The 14,262-nt window shown below is 69.2% G+C and carries 14 protein-coding genes and 2 riboswitches; of the genes, 6 read left to right on the forward strand and 8 right to left on the reverse strand.

The features are described 5' to 3' along the window. Positions 1–23 precede the first annotated feature (23 nt). Positions 24–1,559, forward strand: coding sequence for an acyl-CoA synthetase (locus F8568_RS04065; protein WP_151591519.1), 1,536 nt, complete (start codon positions 24–26; stop codon positions 1,557–1,559). A 110-nt stretch (positions 1,560–1,669) separates the two neighbouring features. On the opposite strand, the gene F8568_RS04070 is transcribed toward F8568_RS04065, so the two are convergent. From F8568_RS04070 to F8568_RS04080, 3 genes are all read right to left on the reverse strand, one after another. Continuing rightward, the gene (locus F8568_RS04070; protein WP_236008385.1) at positions 1,670–3,220 is read right to left on the reverse strand and encodes a DHA2 family efflux MFS transporter permease subunit; all 1,551 of its coding nucleotides are present in this window, start codon (positions 3,218–3,220) and stop codon (positions 1,670–1,672) included. Positions 3,221–3,606: 386 nt separating this feature from the next. Next, the gene (locus tag F8568_RS04075; protein ID WP_151591521.1) at positions 3,607–6,477 is read right to left on the reverse strand and encodes an NACHT domain-containing protein; all 2,871 of its coding nucleotides are present in this window, start codon (positions 6,475–6,477) and stop codon (positions 3,607–3,609) included. A 47-nt stretch (positions 6,478–6,524) separates the two neighbouring features. Next, positions 6,525–7,166: a hypothetical protein gene (locus F8568_RS04080; RefSeq protein WP_151591523.1), complete on the reverse strand. Its 642-nt coding sequence runs from the start codon at positions 7,164–7,166 to the stop codon at positions 6,525–6,527. Between the two features lie 279 nt (positions 7,167–7,445). Here F8568_RS04080 and F8568_RS04085 point away from each other — a divergent pair, with 279 nt between their 5' ends. After that, entirely contained in the window at positions 7,446–8,342 is an 897-nt protein-coding gene (locus F8568_RS04085; protein WP_151591525.1) for a helix-turn-helix domain-containing protein, read from the forward strand. Here the strand turns inward: F8568_RS04085 and F8568_RS04090 are convergent, their stop codons facing one another. Further along, the gene (locus F8568_RS04090; protein WP_151591527.1) at positions 8,343–8,576 is read right to left on the reverse strand and encodes a DUF397 domain-containing protein; all 234 of its coding nucleotides are present in this window, start codon (positions 8,574–8,576) and stop codon (positions 8,343–8,345) included. Positions 8,577–9,005: 429 nt separating this feature from the next. Beyond that, positions 9,006–9,095, forward strand: a riboswitch (SAM riboswitch). A gap of 6 nt (positions 9,096–9,101) precedes the next feature. Here F8568_RS04090 and F8568_RS04095 point away from each other — a divergent pair. Then, positions 9,102–9,719 carry a GNAT family N-acetyltransferase gene (locus F8568_RS04095; protein ID WP_151591529.1) on the forward strand — a complete coding sequence of 206 codons (618 nt, stop codon included), beginning with the start codon at positions 9,102–9,104 and terminating at the stop codon, positions 9,717–9,719. Beyond that, positions 9,716–10,336, forward strand: a complete 621-nt coding sequence (locus F8568_RS04100) for a GNAT family N-acetyltransferase (RefSeq protein WP_202124487.1) — start codon at positions 9,716–9,718, stop codon at positions 10,334–10,336. The genes F8568_RS04095 and F8568_RS04100 overlap by 4 nt, the downstream gene beginning before the upstream one ends. Before the next feature lie 19 nt (positions 10,337–10,355). Here F8568_RS04100 and F8568_RS04105 read toward each other — a convergent pair whose 3' ends face one another. Further along, the gene (locus F8568_RS04105; RefSeq protein ID WP_151591531.1) at positions 10,356–11,033 is read right to left on the reverse strand and encodes a hypothetical protein; all 678 of its coding nucleotides are present in this window, start codon (positions 11,031–11,033) and stop codon (positions 10,356–10,358) included. A 54-nt stretch (positions 11,034–11,087) separates the two neighbouring features. Continuing rightward, entirely contained in the window at positions 11,088–11,477 is a 390-nt protein-coding gene (locus tag F8568_RS04110) for an ATP-binding protein (RefSeq protein ID WP_151591533.1), read from the reverse strand. A 186-nt stretch (positions 11,478–11,663) separates the two neighbouring features. Here F8568_RS04110 and F8568_RS04115 point away from each other — a divergent pair, with 186 nt between their 5' ends. Together F8568_RS04115 and F8568_RS04120 are read left to right on the forward strand one after the other, a co-directional pair. Further along, positions 11,664–12,512 carry a helix-turn-helix domain-containing protein gene (locus F8568_RS04115; RefSeq protein ID WP_151591535.1) on the forward strand — a complete coding sequence of 283 codons (849 nt, stop codon included), beginning with the start codon at positions 11,664–11,666 and terminating at the stop codon, positions 12,510–12,512. Beyond that, positions 12,509–12,841: a DUF397 domain-containing protein gene (locus F8568_RS04120; RefSeq protein WP_151591537.1), complete on the forward strand. Its 333-nt coding sequence runs from the start codon at positions 12,509–12,511 to the stop codon at positions 12,839–12,841. The genes F8568_RS04115 and F8568_RS04120 overlap by 4 nt, the downstream gene beginning before the upstream one ends. Positions 12,842–12,947: 106 nt before the next feature. Here the strand turns inward: F8568_RS04120 and bluB are convergent, their stop codons facing one another. Both bluB and F8568_RS04130 read right to left on the reverse strand, forming a co-directional pair. Continuing rightward, the gene (gene bluB / locus F8568_RS04125) at positions 12,948–13,562 is read right to left on the reverse strand and encodes a 5,6-dimethylbenzimidazole synthase (protein ID WP_151591538.1); all 615 of its coding nucleotides are present in this window, start codon (positions 13,560–13,562) and stop codon (positions 12,948–12,950) included. 35 nt (positions 13,563–13,597) lie between these two features. Continuing rightward, positions 13,598–13,790, reverse strand: a riboswitch (cobalamin riboswitch). Positions 13,791–13,834: 44 nt separating this feature from the next. Then, positions 13,835–14,254: a DUF4260 family protein gene (locus tag F8568_RS04130; RefSeq protein WP_151591540.1), complete on the reverse strand. Its 420-nt coding sequence runs from the start codon at positions 14,252–14,254 to the stop codon at positions 13,835–13,837. Positions 14,255–14,262 lie beyond the last annotated feature (8 nt).

A 14,262-nucleotide genomic window follows, 5' to 3' on the forward strand; every position in this document is an offset into this window, starting at 1 on the left:
GTCCGGCCCGGTAGCGTGCGGCCATGCACCTGGGGCAGGTAGCCGCACAGACGCCCGACAAGCCCGCCGTGATCATGGCGGGCTCCGGCCGGGTCCTCACCTTCCGGGAACTGAACGACGCGTCCAACCGGCTCGCGCGACTGCTCCACGCGGAGGGGCTCCGGCCGGGCGACCACATCGCCTTCATGCTGGAGAACCACCCGCTCTACCTGGCCATCGCCTGGGCCGCCCAGCGGTCCGGGCTCTACTACACCGCCATCAGCTCCCGGCTCCAGCCTGAGGAGCTCGCCTACATCGTCGGCAACTGCGAGGCCAAGGCCTTCATCACCAGCGCGGCCATGGAGGCCGCCGCGCAGGACCCGCCGGACGTGCCGCTGCGCCTCATGCTCGGCGGCACGGCTCCGGGCTACGACTCCTACGAGGAACGCGTCGCCGCGCACCCCGCCGAGCCGATCGAGCACGAGTGCGAAGGCTCGGACATGCTCTACTCCTCGGGCACGACCGGCCGCCCCAAGGGCGTGAAACCGCCGCTGACCCGGGCGCCCATGGGCACCGCCGGCCCGCTCCACATGCTCATCACCGGGCTGTTCGGCGCCGGCGAGGACTCGGTCTACCTGTCCCCGGCGCCGCTGTACCACGCCGCCCCGCTGCGCTACTCGCTGGTCTTCCAGCGGTGCGGCGCCACCGTCGTGGTGATGGAGAAGTTCGACGCCGAGCAGGCCCTCGCCGCGATCGAGAAGTACCGCGTCACGCACAGCCAGTGGGTGCCGACCATGTTCATCCGGATGCTGAAGCTCCCGGACGAGGTCCGCGCGAAGTACGACCTGTCGAGCCTCGTGTGCGCCGTGCACGCCGCCGCGCCCTGCCCCGTCCCGGTCAAGGAGCGGATGATCGACTGGTGGGGCCCGATCCTGCACGAGTACTACGCGGGCACCGAGGGCAACTGCTTCGTCTACACCGACTCCGAGGACTGGCTGGCGCACAAGGGCACCGTCGGGCGCCCCATCCTCGGCGAGGTCCACGTCCTGGACGAGGACGGCGCCGAGCAGCCGCCGGGCACGCCCGGCACGCTCTACTTCGGCGGCGGGCCGGAGTTCGAGTACCACGGCGACGAGGCCAAGACCGCCGCGTCCCGCGACCCCTGGGGACACGGCTGGACCACCCTCGGCGACGTCGGCCACGTCGACGAGGACGGCTTCCTCTACCTCACCGACCGCCGCTCCTACATGATCATCAGCGGCGGGGTGAACATCTACCCGCAGGAGGCCGAGAACGTCCTCGCGGTGCACCCGAAGGTCGCCGACGTCGCGGTGTTCGGCGTGCCCGACGCCGAGATGGGGGAGGCGGTCAAGGCCGTCGTCCAGCCGGCGTCCATGGCCGACGCGGGCCCGGAGCTGGAGGCCGAGCTGATCGCCTACTGCCGCGGCCACCTCGCCCACTACAAGTGCCCGCGCTCCGTCGACTTCCGGGCCGAGCTGCCGCGCCACCCCACCGGCAAGCTCTACAAGCGCCTGCTCCGCGACGAGTACTGGAAGGACCAGAGCGCCACGACCGCCTGACCGCGCCGTTGGAACAGTCCACAGACGGCGCTGAGCGGCCCGGGAACGGCAGAAAGCCCCGATCCGGGAACAGGTTCCCGAACCGGGGCTTCGCGGACGTCAGGGACGCCCTAGTGCATCGCGATCGGCACTTCGGCCTTCTCCGCAGCCGCGGTGGCGTCCGGCCGCTTGCGCGGCAGGAGCAGTGCCGGGATGAACGCCAGCGCCAGCAGCGCCACCGCGTACCAGTAGGTGTGCTGGAACGCGTCCGCCATCGGCCCGGCGATCTTGTCCATGGCGGCCTCCGGGATCTTCTGCCCGGGCTTCGTCTGGCCGCCCCCGCCGAACGGCTTGAGGTTGGACGCCAGCTTGTTGGCCAGCAGCACCGAGATCAGCGCGGTGCCGAGCGACGTCGACACCTGCTGGATGATGTTCAGCATCGTGCTGGCGCGCGGCACCTCGTCGTGCTCGAGGGTCTGGATGGCCGCCGCCATGGTCGGCATCATCGTCAGACCCATGCCGAGACCCATCACGAACAGCACCCCGCCGAGCGCCCAGAAGGACGTGTCGGCCTCCAGGATCGCGGCGAAGCCCGCCACCGACAGCACCACCACGACCATGCCGACCAGGACCACCCGGCCGGGCCCGATCCGGTCGGTCAGCTTGCCGCCGACCGGCATCGTGACCATCGCGCCGAGGCCCTGCGGGGCCAGCAGCAGGCCGGAGTGCAGCGCGCCCTGCCCGCGCACCGTCTGGTAGTACAGCGGCAGCAGCAGCATCGCGCCCATGAACGCCGCCATGAACAGCACCATCGTGCCGGACGCGGCGACCACCGAGCGGCGCTTGAGCAGCCGCAGGTCGATCAGCGGGCTCTTGGCGTTCAGCGCCCGGAACACGAACGCGATGACCAGGACGGCGCCGATCACCGTCGGGATGAGCCCGTCCGGCTTGGTGAAGTCCTTCAGCTCGGCGCCCTTGGCCAGGCCGTAGATCAGGGAGGCGAGGCCGGGCGACAGCAGGATGAGGCCCAGCACGTCGAGGCGCTCGGTCCGCTGCGGCTGGTCCTTCTTCAGGATCCGCGCAGACAGGGCCAGCGCGACGATGCCGATCGGCAGGTTGATGAAGAAGATCCACCGCCACGACACGTCGTCGACCAGCCAGCCGCCGAGGATCGGGCCGAGGATCGGGCCGAGCAGCATCGGGATGCCGACGACGCTCATCACCTGGCCGACCCGCTTCGGGCCGGCGGCCTGCGTCAGGATCGTCATGCCGGCGGGCATGATCATGCCGCCGCCGAGGCCCTGCAGCACCCGGAACACGATCAGCGAGGTCGCCGACCAGGCCAGCCCGGCCAGCATCGAGCCGATCACGAACAGCCCGATCGAGATCATGTAGAGCCGCTTGGTGCCGAACCGCGCCGCCGCCCAGCCGGTGATCGGGATCACCGTGGCCAGCGCGAGGGTGTATCCGGTCGCGACCCACTGGATGGTCGCCAGCGGGGCGTCGAACTCCTTGGTCAGGTCATTGATCGCGACGTTGACGACCGTGACGTCCAGGATGGACATGATGGCGCCGAGGACGACGCACATGGCCACCGCGAGGACGCCGCGGTCCAGCCCGCCTCCTGGAGGCGAGTCCTCCAGCGGGCCGTCCGCCGTCTGCGAAGACGCGGGAGCGGTCAACTCTCTTCCAATCGTCGGGGCCCGTGCACGCGGGCACGCAGGGACCGTGGGAACGTTCTCGGGGATACCGCAGCAAAATACTGCAGAGACTGACACTTTCGCCAACAAGTAAACTTCGCGGCCTTCGGAACTATTCCAAGAGGGTCTAGCGGTCCGGCCGGGGTCTGTGCTGCTCCCCGGCCTCCACCGTCCGACCTCGACCGCGCTCGAGGTCAACACAGTGTGACGCATCCGACATCGAGGTCTCCCCCTTCCCGCGGCGCTCCGAAGCGGACGCACAGGCAGACCGGCACACCACGAAGAACTCATCGCCCGTACGCCGAAATTTCCCCACAACTTTCCGTAACCGCCCCGCCCCCGCTCGGCTCAGGCTGACGGCCTGTCCCTCAGGAGACCTTCAGCCGCCGCCCCAACGCCTCGGCACCCCGCACCTCCTGCCCTGCGGCGATGTGGACGGTCAGCCTCCGATTGGCGGCCAGCGGCGACAGATCCAGCCCCGGCGCGGCATGTGCGAGGTGAAGGACTCGAAGGCTGGCCAGCGACGCGAGCGGTCGAAGATCGGTCAGAAGGTTGCATCTCCGAAGCCGGAGCGTGGTGACCAGGGGAAGATTCCGCACTGGCTCGAGATCGCTGATGCTGGTTCCGTCCAAGCTCAGGTACGTGAGCCTGGTCAGCGATGCGATCGCATCGAAGTCTCCTGCATGACGGCAGCCATCGAGAGACAAGTACCTGAGGGGAAGTCGCGCGACCGCCCGGAGGCCTGTCACCCAGTCGCATCGGTTCAGATAGAGCGACTGGAGAACGGGAGCGGCGTCGATCGCGAGGTCCGCCAGCGGGGGTGCCTTGGCTACGGCGTCCAACTGCTGGGGGCGCGCCACGATGAGTCGCCCAGCGTCGGGGAATTTCCGTAGGACGCGGTCGGCGAACTCCTCGGTATCGAAGTACTCCCATGCCCTCGCCACCTGTTCCTGCACTTCCCACCGCATGTCGGAGGCGTATCGCGCGAGCACGTCCAGAGCTTCCGGCCCGTTGATCAAACCGGTAGCGTGGACCGTGGCCTTTGCGACCGCCTCCGTGAGGCCGTCCAGGTTTCTGGGAAAGCGGCGTAGGACGGGGTCGCCGGCGGTGGCGAGGGAGCGGGCGGAGGCTTCGTCGCGCGGCGGGATCAGGTCGTCAAGGCAACGATCGAGGTCTTCGCGCAGGTCGTCGGGGACGGACGGGAGCGTCTCCAGGCAGGCGACGGCCACCAGTTTGAGCGTGCGGGCGCGACGCTTCTCCGTGCGGGCTCGGCTCAGGATGCCAGTGAGGAGTTCCTCACGGAGGGGTTCGTTGGCGTGGCCGGCGGCCATGATGACGGTTTCGCGCCAGGTGTCGCGGTGGGCGTTCTGGATGAGGAGATCCATGTCGCCGAGGTCGGCGGCCTGCTTGGCGGCGAGGTACTCCTGGACGGTCCGGTGCACGAAGTCGATGCGTCCGGGCACCGGTTCACGGAGAACGCCGCTGCGCTGGAGCAGTTCGTCCAGTACCGTCTCAGCCGGGACGCGGACTTGCGGCATCGAGGAGAGCCGGTCGGCGACGAGGCGTTCGACCATCGTCTTGGGGAGTTCGACGCGGGCGCTGGTCGAGAGCTGCCAGGCGATGTCCTGCAGAATCCGGATCTTCTGGTCGCGTTCGAGCACGCTCGGGATGCCGCGTTTGGTGTCCCGTGTCTCTAACAGCATGTCGAGGGCGGCCGTGTAGAGGCCCATGCGGTTGCGGGGGAGCGCCTCGCGGTCGAGGTTGAGCGCGCAGAGCATCGCGGCGAGCAGGGGGCTGGACGCGAGGGTCCGCAGATGCGGGGCGGCCTCGAACCGTGCCAGCAGCCGGGCCTCGTACGCGGGCAGCCGCTCCGGCGTGCACGGGATGTCGGGGCAGTCGCGGACGGCGTTGTGCCAGTGCTGGACGAGCGTCCGCACATCCGCCGGATTGAGCTGTTCCAGAAAGGCGGTCGCGAACCCCTCGGCACGGAGCCAGTCGGAAGCGGCGGCGGCCGGGCGGGAGGTCACGATGACGCGAATGCCGGGGAACTCGGTGACGAGTCCTTGCAGCCATTGCCGGACGGTCTGCCGCTGGCCGCTCGTCACCTCGTCGACCCCGTCCACGAGGAGCAGCGCCCGTCCGGACAACAGCCGCCGGTGCACCCAGCCGCGCGGCATGATCCCGGCGAGGTTGCCGGCAACGTCGTCGAGGAACTCTTCCGGACGCGGCAGCGCGCCGCCCGCATGGCTGCGCAGCTTGATGAGGAACGGCACGGAGCCGTTCCAGTCGCTGAGCGGCCCGGCGAAGGATCCGCGCGCCGCCGTGATCGCGATCCAGCGCAGCAGAGTGCTCTTGCCGCCGCCCGCCTCGCCGCGCAGCAGCATCAGCCGGTGCTCGCCCAAGGCGGCCTCGACGCGGACGGCTCCCGTCCGCACCTGGTCGCGCCATTCGCTCAGCGGGACGGCATGCGGTGCCCGAGATCGGTTGCGCGCGCTCTCATCGGACACGTTCAGGCTGATGTAGGCGACGCTCAACGTCGTCTGCGGGCGTGTGAACCGTTCGAATCGGATGCCGAAGAGTTCCAGCGTGTCGAGGGACTCGCTGATGGACGCGAGGTACCGGCGAGTGAATTCCGCGTCGTCGGCCTCGCCCTCGGGGGCGGTGAGCGTCCGCGCCGGAAGCCGGGTCAGGACGGCCGCGACCTGGTCGGCGAGCCCGCTGAGCCGGCCGAGCATCTCGGCGGACGCGCGCGGCCCGAACTCCGGTAGATGAACGACGATGCGCGCCAGGCAGTCGCAGCACTCGTCGAGCACGACCTCGTAGAGGTGCGCGCCCGCCTCGCCCAGTTCGAATTCCGCCCGGCGCGCCGGGAGCCGTGACCGCAGGTTCCGTGCGAGCTTGACCGGGTCGGCGTCCGCCGCGAAGAAGGCGTCGTCGGAGAGGTCGGCGTTGTCGAGCGTGCGGACGACCTCGAAGAGCGCGGCGTCGCGGTCGCCGTCGGTGAGCCCGCCGAACTCGTTGCCCGCGAACGTCAGGAGCCGTTCGGCGACGGAATCGGCGATGCCCTCGAACTGCCGCTGGACGCGCCGCCGCTTGAGCTCGTCGGGGAAACCCGTCCTGATCAGTTCGGTGAGGTCCTTGCCGGCGGCGTCCCGGGTGGAGCGTCCGGCGAGCCATCGCCCGACGGCCAGCCGCGCCACCGATGCCCCCACCCGCAAAGCGGCAACCTCGACGGACATGGCACCTCCGCTTCACCCGGATGAGCCATTATGGCGAGAACGCCGTCTCACGCGACCGCCATTGTCCGGTCCTCGTGCGTTTTCGGAGCCTCTTGCGGTATATGGACGAATCCCTGGCGCCGTCGCGAGGCGACCGAAACCCTCAGGTCAGGGCGGTACGCCGCAGGACATATCCCGTCGTATCCATGCTTGACGATTCCCCAGTAGATGTCCTCGGAGACCGCGAGAACGAGCGGTGAGCTGGTCGCCCGCAGACATTTCTTCAGTCTCGGGGCGTCCAGTAAACGGCAGGCCAGGTCGATGGCCTCGCCAAACGGTCCGTTCTCGTCCCGGTGGATCTCGCCCGCGTGCACGACGGCTCGAAGGCGCATGCACCTGCTCGGCCGTTCCGCCGTCGAAATCGACTCGTTGTAGTCGGCCAGCTGCCGGGCGAGGGTCGGGACGAGACGGGAGAGCAGCCGGGTCTTCGGCAGCTCGTCGACCGGATGGAACAGGGCGAGGACGCCGTCTCCGCGGTCTTCGAACGGATCGCACCACCGCTCGTCGATGCCCGCGGACGCCATGGCCCGCTTCACCTGGCCGTAGATCTGGCTCCGCAGTTCCTCCTTGATCGGGTTCGTGCGGAGCACCCCCGTCGAGTTCTCCAGATCGACGGCCAGAATGCTTCTGTGCACCGGGTTGCCGCTCACCTGAGCGCCCCCAATTTCGCTCTGCTGTTAGATCCTCCGGCAATAGTCTGCAACCGGTTCTCGGAGCCGTGCAAGGTGCACGGCGACATGCATGGCCGGTGGATGGTCTCTGTATCCATCTGGCCAGGTTGACGACATCCGGTGAGACAGGATGATGTCAAAGGTGGGGAACCGCTTTTCCGCGAGGTCTGGTGATCCGGGGAGCGCGCGGTTATCGTTGCCCTGCAACGTGCAGATCGGCCCGGGCCGGAAGGCCGAACCGATGCGCCGGGAGGCAGGGTGGCTGCAGCCCCGACCGTCCGCCGTCGTCGCCTCGGCATCGAGTTGCGGAGGCTCCGCGAACGCTTCGGCGGCACGGTCGAGGAGACCGCGGCCCGGCTGGACTGGTCCCCTTCGAAACTGAGCCGCATCGAGAACGCGCGGATCGGCGTCCGCGTCTCCGATGTACGCCTGCTGCTGGAGCTTTACCGGGTGGGGGAGGGGCACAAGGGAGAGATGCTGGCCCTCGCGCGGGCCGCGACGGAACAGGGCTGGTGGGCTGAGTATCGGGACGTCATGGCCGGCGAGTTCGGCACCTTCGTCGCGCTGGAGGACGAGGCGCGTACCGCGTTCACCTTCCAGACGTACGCGGTGCCAGGGCTTTTGCAGAGCCGGGATTACGCGCACCGGATTCTGAGCAGTGGGCGGGCCATCGCCGTTTCCACGCCGCGTCAGATCGAGCGCCGCCTGGACCTGCGCATGCGCCGTCAAGAAGTGTTGCGCCGCGACGATTCATTGAGCCTTTCGGCCGTGGTCGACGAGTCGGTGCTCCTCCGGGCCATCGGAGGCCGGGACGTCATGCGAGCGCAGATGCTCGCTCTCCTCGAAGCGGCCGCTCTGCCGAACGTACGCGTCCACGTTCTTCCGCTGGGCGTGGAAAGAGAGCCGATCTTCGCGGACGACTTCACGCTTCTGGATTTCGCCCCCGCGTACGATGTGACCTTTCCGGACGTCGTCTACTTGGAGAGTCTCTCGACCACGGCGGTTCTTCAGCGCGACGACGTCACGCACATGTACCGGCTCTGCTGGGAGTCGCTCAGGTCGGTCTGCCTTTCCGCGGACGAATCGCTGCTCCGGATATCCCGGGCCGCGGAGCACTGGGGAGGATCCGGCCCGGGGAGCTGCGCGGACGCGTGATCAGCGTCGAGGATCGGTCTGGTCCGGGAGCCTCCGCAATGCCCGGAAAGCCGCACGGGAGATGACGAGGACGGGGCTCGCATTTCCTTGTTTCGAGTCTCGTACGGCGATGCCGTCAGGATGACGAGCGACCTCCACGCAGCAGGTCTCCTGGCATCTGCCGCTCTTGCGCCACGCGTTCGCCCGTGCATCGAAGGCCGAGCCGGTCGCGTCGTCGTCCGCCCGTCCGGGCATGCGGGGGTCCTTTCTCCCAGCGGCCCGCGGATCGCGGGTTCGAGACCGAGGGTAGCGAGCAAACCGTCGACTCTGGGGGTGTTTGCAGCAACATTCCCGACATGGTCCCTAACCCGGGAAAACCGGACAGTTCGGGGTAAAGCAACACTTTGCTCGGTCGCCTCCGGGAGGGCGGTGAATCTGGGGGGATCCGGCGGAGCCGATACCGCCTGCCGCCAATAAGTGACCAGTAGGATATTTTCGAGCACACACATTAAAGTGAGAATCTCGATCGCTTCGGATGGCCCACTGTGAGACGGTCATTCGGCGGACGGCGACCCGGCCACTCGGGGGCCTGCGTTGGCGGCGGCGAGCCCGCTCGGCACCGGCGGGCTCCGCCCGAAACGTGTTGACGGGGGGTGGCGGTCCGGGGCAGGATGCGGGGCGTATTGATCATCTAGAGGATCTGAGGGACCTGGCCCTGGGATGGTCCGGCAACCTGCCTTCGCGGCAAGGTGCCAATGCCAGGAGCGATGAGGAGAGTTCATGGGCGTGCGCCTTGATGTTCCCGTGCTGGCCGGGTCGCTGGTCCGGCTGGAGCCGCTCACGTTGGAGCATGTGCCGGAGCTGGCGGAGGCCGCGGAGGAGAACCGGTCGTCTTACGGGTTCACGCTCGTGCCCGGGGCGGCGGACATGGAAGCGTATGTCGCCGGGCAGCTCGCACGGCCCGGGCTGACGCCGTTCGCGCAGGTCAGAGTGGCGGACGGGAAAGCGGTCGGGCATACGGGGCTGTGGGATCCGCGGACGTGGCCCGGCACGGACCGGCTGTGCGCGATCGAGATCGGCTGGACGTGGCTGGCGGCGTCCGCGCAGGGCGCCGGCATCAACGTCGAGGCGAAGCGGCTCCTGTTCACCTACGCGTTCGAAACCCTGGGCGTTGTGCGCGTGGACCTCAAAACGGACGCGCGGAACGAGCGGTCGCGGCGGGCGATCGAGCGGCTCGGCGTGCACTTCGAGGGCGTCCTGCGGAACTGGTCGCCGTCGTGGGCGCCGGGTGAGGAGGGCACCTTGCGAGACTCGGCGATGTTCTCGGTGGTCGAGTCGGAGTGGCCGTCGGTGAAGGCGGCCATGACGAACCGGCTCGCGGAGACCGTCGCGAGGTGAACGGGCTTCCCGGGCCTGCGCCGGTGCTGGGCGGGACGCTGGTACGGCTGGAGCCGCTGTCGATGGGGCATGTGCCGGGGCTGGCGGAGGCCGCGGAGGAGGACAGGTCGTCCTACGGGTTCACGCCGGTGCCCTCCGCGGCCGGCATGGAGGCGTACGTCTCCGGCAAGCTCGACCGTCCTGAGCTCATGCCGTTCGCGCAGGTCAGGGTGGTGGACGGGAAGGCCGTCGGGCATACCGCGCTGCTGCATCCGCGGCCGTGGCCCGGCCGGGACCGGCTGTGCGCGGTCGAGATCGGCTGGACGTGGCTTGCGGCGTCCGCGCAGGGCACCGGCATCAACGTCGAGGCGAAGCGGCTTCTGTTCGGCTACGCGTTCGAGACGCTGGGCGTGGCGCGCGTGGAGCTCAAGACGGACGCGCGGAACGAGCGTTCGCGGCGGGCGATCGAGCGGCTCGGCGCGCATTTCGAGGGCGTCCTGCGCAGTTACTCGGAGTCGTGGGTGCCCGGCGAGGAAGGCGACTTGCGCGACACCGCGATGTTCTCGGTGATCGCCGCCGAATGGCCGGCGGTGAAGACGGTCACGGCGAACCGGCTCGCCGAGGCCGTCCGCCGTTGATCCCGCTGCGCTCGCCGGCTCAGATCGCGTGCCCGTAACCCGTCGTCCCGTCGCGGAGCCGCGGGTACTTCTCCGGCGACGCGTCGACGATCGCCCGGACGGCCGCCACGAGCCCGGCCGCCTCAGGCGGATGGCATTCCGGAGCGAGGGGAAAGGTCGTCTCCAGGACCCGCCGGACATCGTCATCGTCACAGGCGACGAACACCGTCATGCAGGCACGCCAGAACGGCGGCCAAAGGTCGTCCACCCGGTTCTCCGACCGTGCTCTGCGCGCTTCCCGCTCCCGGACGTACGCGGCGAGGTCTTCCCTCGTCCGCACTCCTGACGGGACGGACTTCGGAAGCGGAGGCCAGCAGCGCACCCAGTAGGCGGCCGAACCCGCGTTCGCGCTCTGTCTCCACGGCCCCTTCTCGACCGCCCGGGTGAGCCGCCGCAGCACCGGCCGCCGCCCGATCGCGTCGATCAGCGGATGAACCAGCTGACCCGTCGTACCGCGGTCCAGGAGAACGGCCTCGAATATCTCGTCGGCGTACTCGGCGGTGCGCGCAGGCTGGTCGGCCATCGCCTCGCCGAGCCGCAGCCGTGCGGCCTCCACCCGTTCGTACGCACCGGCGGACGGCGGGCCGGTCCATCCGGCGCGCCGTCCGAACGTCGGGAGCAACCCGTCGATGACGTGCTGCAATGCTTCGTCCGGCACGGTGGGCGTCCTTCCCGGTCGTCCCCGGATCATGGCACGCGCCGGGCCGGCCGCCTAGAGCTCGAACCAGACGACGTGGCCCTCGGCGCGTGGCGCGATGCCCCAGTTCTTCGCGATGGACGCGACGATGCGCAAGCCACGGCCGGTGACGTCCAGGTCGGCCGCCTCGGCGACGTGCGGGACGGTCGCCGCCCGCCCGTCGTCGATCACCTCGATCCGGACGGCCCGCGCCGAGTGGGTCACCTCCAGGCGAATCTGCCCGTCCCGCCCCGACTCGGTGTAGCGCAGCGCGTTCGTCAGCAGCTCGCTCATGCAGAGCGCCGCGTCGTCCAGGCAGGGATGCTCCTGGCCCAGCACGTCGCGCAGCCAGCGCCGCGCGTGCCCTACCGCCCGGTCCATCCCCGGCAACAGAAGCGCGTCGAACCTCATGGTCGGCGCAGTCATCGCCCTCTCCCTTCGTATCGCTGTCGCCGAAAAGAATGAGCCGGACGTCCTCCGCCGATCGATGCGTTCGCCGCCCTCGTCCGCAGGTCCTCGGGCAAGAGTGCCCCAGTCACTTTTGACTGAGGCACTGTTGCCGCCTTCGTTGGAAACCTTCAACGTCACGCAAAGTCAAGGCATGATTACTCCATGGAGAACGCGCAGCGCCCGACCATGCGAAGCCGCAAGCTCGGCCAGCGCCTTCGCGCCATCCGCGAGGAGCGAGGGCTCACCCTCCAGAAGGCCGCCCGCCTGCTCAACCGCACCCCGTCCTCGCTCAGCAAGCTCGAAACCGGCAAACGCGGCATCCGCCGCCCCGCCCTGGAGCACATGCTCGACCGCTACGAGATCAGTGACCTCGACGAGCGCCAAGCTCTGTACGACCTGGCAAGCCATGCCGCTGAGAAGGGCTGGTGGCGGCGGTACGAGGGCAGATTGGCCCCTTCGGCCTTGGACTACATCGCCTTGGAGGCCGAAGCGATCTCGCTGAAGAGCCAAGAACTCCACCTTGTTCCTGGACTTATGCAGATCGAAGAGTATGCCCGCGAGGTCATTGCATCTGCCAGTGCGCTGGGGGGTGAACCTGATATTGATGGGCTTGTGGAGGTGCGCATGCGGCGCCAGCAGGTCCTGTTTCAGCCACAGCCGCCTCACCTATCGGTTGTGGTCCACGAAGCTGTAATCCGTCAGCAGTTCGGTGGCAGGCAAGTGACTCAAGCGCAACTAAGGAGGATCATCGAGCTTGCTGAACTGCCGAACGTGTCCTTTCAGGTCCTCCCGTTCGCAGCTGGGACGCACCCAGGCCTCAACGGGTCGTTCACCACTCTGACAACGAACGATCTGTCGGTGGTTCTGGTTGAGAGCCTCACAACCGGCTGGTACCTGGAGGACCCCTTCGAGATAGGCCAATACGAGATGGTCTTTGATCAACAGATGGCAAAAGCTCTTCCGCCATCGGATTCCCGCGCATTGATCGAACAGCTACTGTCAGAGTCATGACTAGTGAGCAGCTTGTCTTCTCCCCCTGGCGCAAGAGCAGACACAGCGGAGGCGGGGGTTCGGAGTGTGTTGAGGTCGCCTCTGCGTGGCGGAAGAGCAGCTACAGCGGGAGTCAAGGGTCCTCGTGTGTCGAGGTCGCCTCTGCGTGGCGGAAGAGCAGCCACAGCAGCGGAGGCGAGGGGCAGTGCGTCGAGGTGGCGGCTGCGGAGCGGCGGGTGGCGGTGCGGGACTCGAAGGATCCGGACGGGGCGGTGCTGGCCGTCGCGCCGTCCGGGTGGAAGTCCCTGCTCGCCGACGTCAAGGCCGGTTCCCTCGACCTCACCCGCTGACGCGGTGGTCCGTTGAGTTGTGGGGGGGGGGCGGTGGGGGGGGGGGGGGGGCCGCCCCCCCCCCCCCCCCCCCCCCCCCCCCCCCCCCCACAACCCAACGCTGTGCTCACCAGCGGTCGTGGTGGACGGCGGCGTCCAGGGGGCGGCGGTGGCGCCAGCCGTGCCGTTCGAGGTCCGGGACGGTCTCCAGGTGCGTGACGGGCCCGACGCACAGCCACGCGACCGGGCGGATGCCCTCCGGTATGCCGAGCAGGTCGCGCAGGTAGGGCTCGCGGTAGAACGACACCCACCCGACGCCCAATCCCTCCGCCGTCGCGGCCAGCCAGAGGTTCTGGACGGCCAGGCACACCGAGTACAGGCCCGCGTCGGCGATCGCGTGCCGGCCGAGGACGGCCGGTCCGCCGCGTTCGGCGTCGTAGGTGACGACGATCGAGAGGCCGGCCTCCAGCACGCCGTCGATCTTGATGCGGGCGAAGCGGGCGGCGGCGTCGCCGGTGAGGGTGGCGGCGAACGCGTCGCGCTCGGTCCGGACGTGGTCGTGGAACGCGCGGCGGACGTCCGGGTCGCGCACCAGGACGAAGTCCCACGGCTGGGAGAGGCCGACGCTCGGGGCCGCGTGCGCGGCGGTGAGGACGCGGTCGAGAACGTCGTCCGGAACCGGCGCGCCGGTGAACTCGGCGCGCACGTCGCGGCGGCGGTGGATGACGTCGTAGAGGTTCATGGGCAGGCTCCCGCTGCGGTCGGGCCGCCCGGGCGGGCGGCCGTCGGAGCGAGGCCGGTCTTCGGACTCCCGGATCGACGCCTCACCGCCCGCCTTCCCGGCCTTCCGGCCAGTGGCCGCGCTGCACGCGCATGGGCGGCGGCTCCCCGGTCACCGCGGCGGGCCCGTGCCGGATTCGCACCGGCTTCCCGATTCTCCCCGAGGGGCACCTCGCGTCAGTTCACGCCGTCCGCGATCGTAGCGGTGCCCTTGTCCGGCGACGGGGGAGGGGGTCAGCGCCGCTGGAATCCGTCCTTGGTGCGCAGGCCGTAGCCGAGGGCGCGGTCGAAGGAGATGTGAGCCAGCCAGCCGCAGAACCCCGCGAAGATCGGCGCCCAGGCGATCGGTGCGACGGTGTAGAGCGCGATGAGTGCGAGCGGGACCAGCGCGCGGTGCGCGGCGTTGTAGTACGGGACGGCGCGGGCCGGCAGCTGCCCGCGCTCGACGGTGTGCGCGTCGCGGATCCCGGCCAGGAAGGTGAGGTCGGGCGCGATGAAGAACGCGGCGGCCAGGAGCGCCGCGAGCCAGCCGTGGTTGACGCCTTCGAGGACGGCGAACGCGGTCCAGAACACCGCGTTCGCGGCCCAGGCAGTGCGGCGGACGGCAGTGGGGACGAAGGGCTTGCGGGCGGTGTGCGCGGTGATGGTGCTCATGACCTGCC

The sequence above is a fragment of the Actinomadura physcomitrii genome, assembly GCF_008923205.2.
GTDB lineage: Bacteria > Actinomycetota > Actinomycetes > Streptosporangiales > Streptosporangiaceae > Spirillospora > Spirillospora physcomitrii.

Coding starts and splice junctions, on each gene's coding strand:
- F8568_RS04065 (WP_151591519.1), top strand. CDS start 24: ATGCACCTGGGGCAGGTAGCCGCACAGACGCCCGACAAGCCCGCCGTG.
- F8568_RS04075 (WP_151591521.1), bottom strand. CDS start 6,477: ATGTCCGTCGAGGTTGCCGCTTTGCGGGTGGGGGCATCGGTGGCGCGG.
- F8568_RS04090 (WP_151591527.1), bottom strand. CDS start 8,576: ATGCCCGGACGGGCGGACGACGACGCGACCGGCTCGGCCTTCGATGCA.
- F8568_RS04095 (WP_151591529.1), top strand. CDS start 9,102: ATGGGCGTGCGCCTTGATGTTCCCGTGCTGGCCGGGTCGCTGGTCCGG.
- F8568_RS04110 (WP_151591533.1), bottom strand. CDS start 11,477: ATGACTGCGCCGACCATGAGGTTCGACGCGCTTCTGTTGCCGGGGATG.
- F8568_RS04115 (WP_151591535.1), top strand. CDS start 11,664: ATGGAGAACGCGCAGCGCCCGACCATGCGAAGCCGCAAGCTCGGCCAG.
- F8568_RS04120 (WP_151591537.1), top strand. CDS start 12,509: ATGACTAGTGAGCAGCTTGTCTTCTCCCCCTGGCGCAAGAGCAGACAC.
- bluB (WP_151591538.1), bottom strand. CDS start 13,562: ATGAACCTCTACGACGTCATCCACCGCCGCCGCGACGTGCGCGCCGAG.
- F8568_RS04130 (WP_151591540.1), bottom strand. CDS start 14,254: ATGAGCACCATCACCGCGCACACCGCCCGCAAGCCCTTCGTCCCCACT.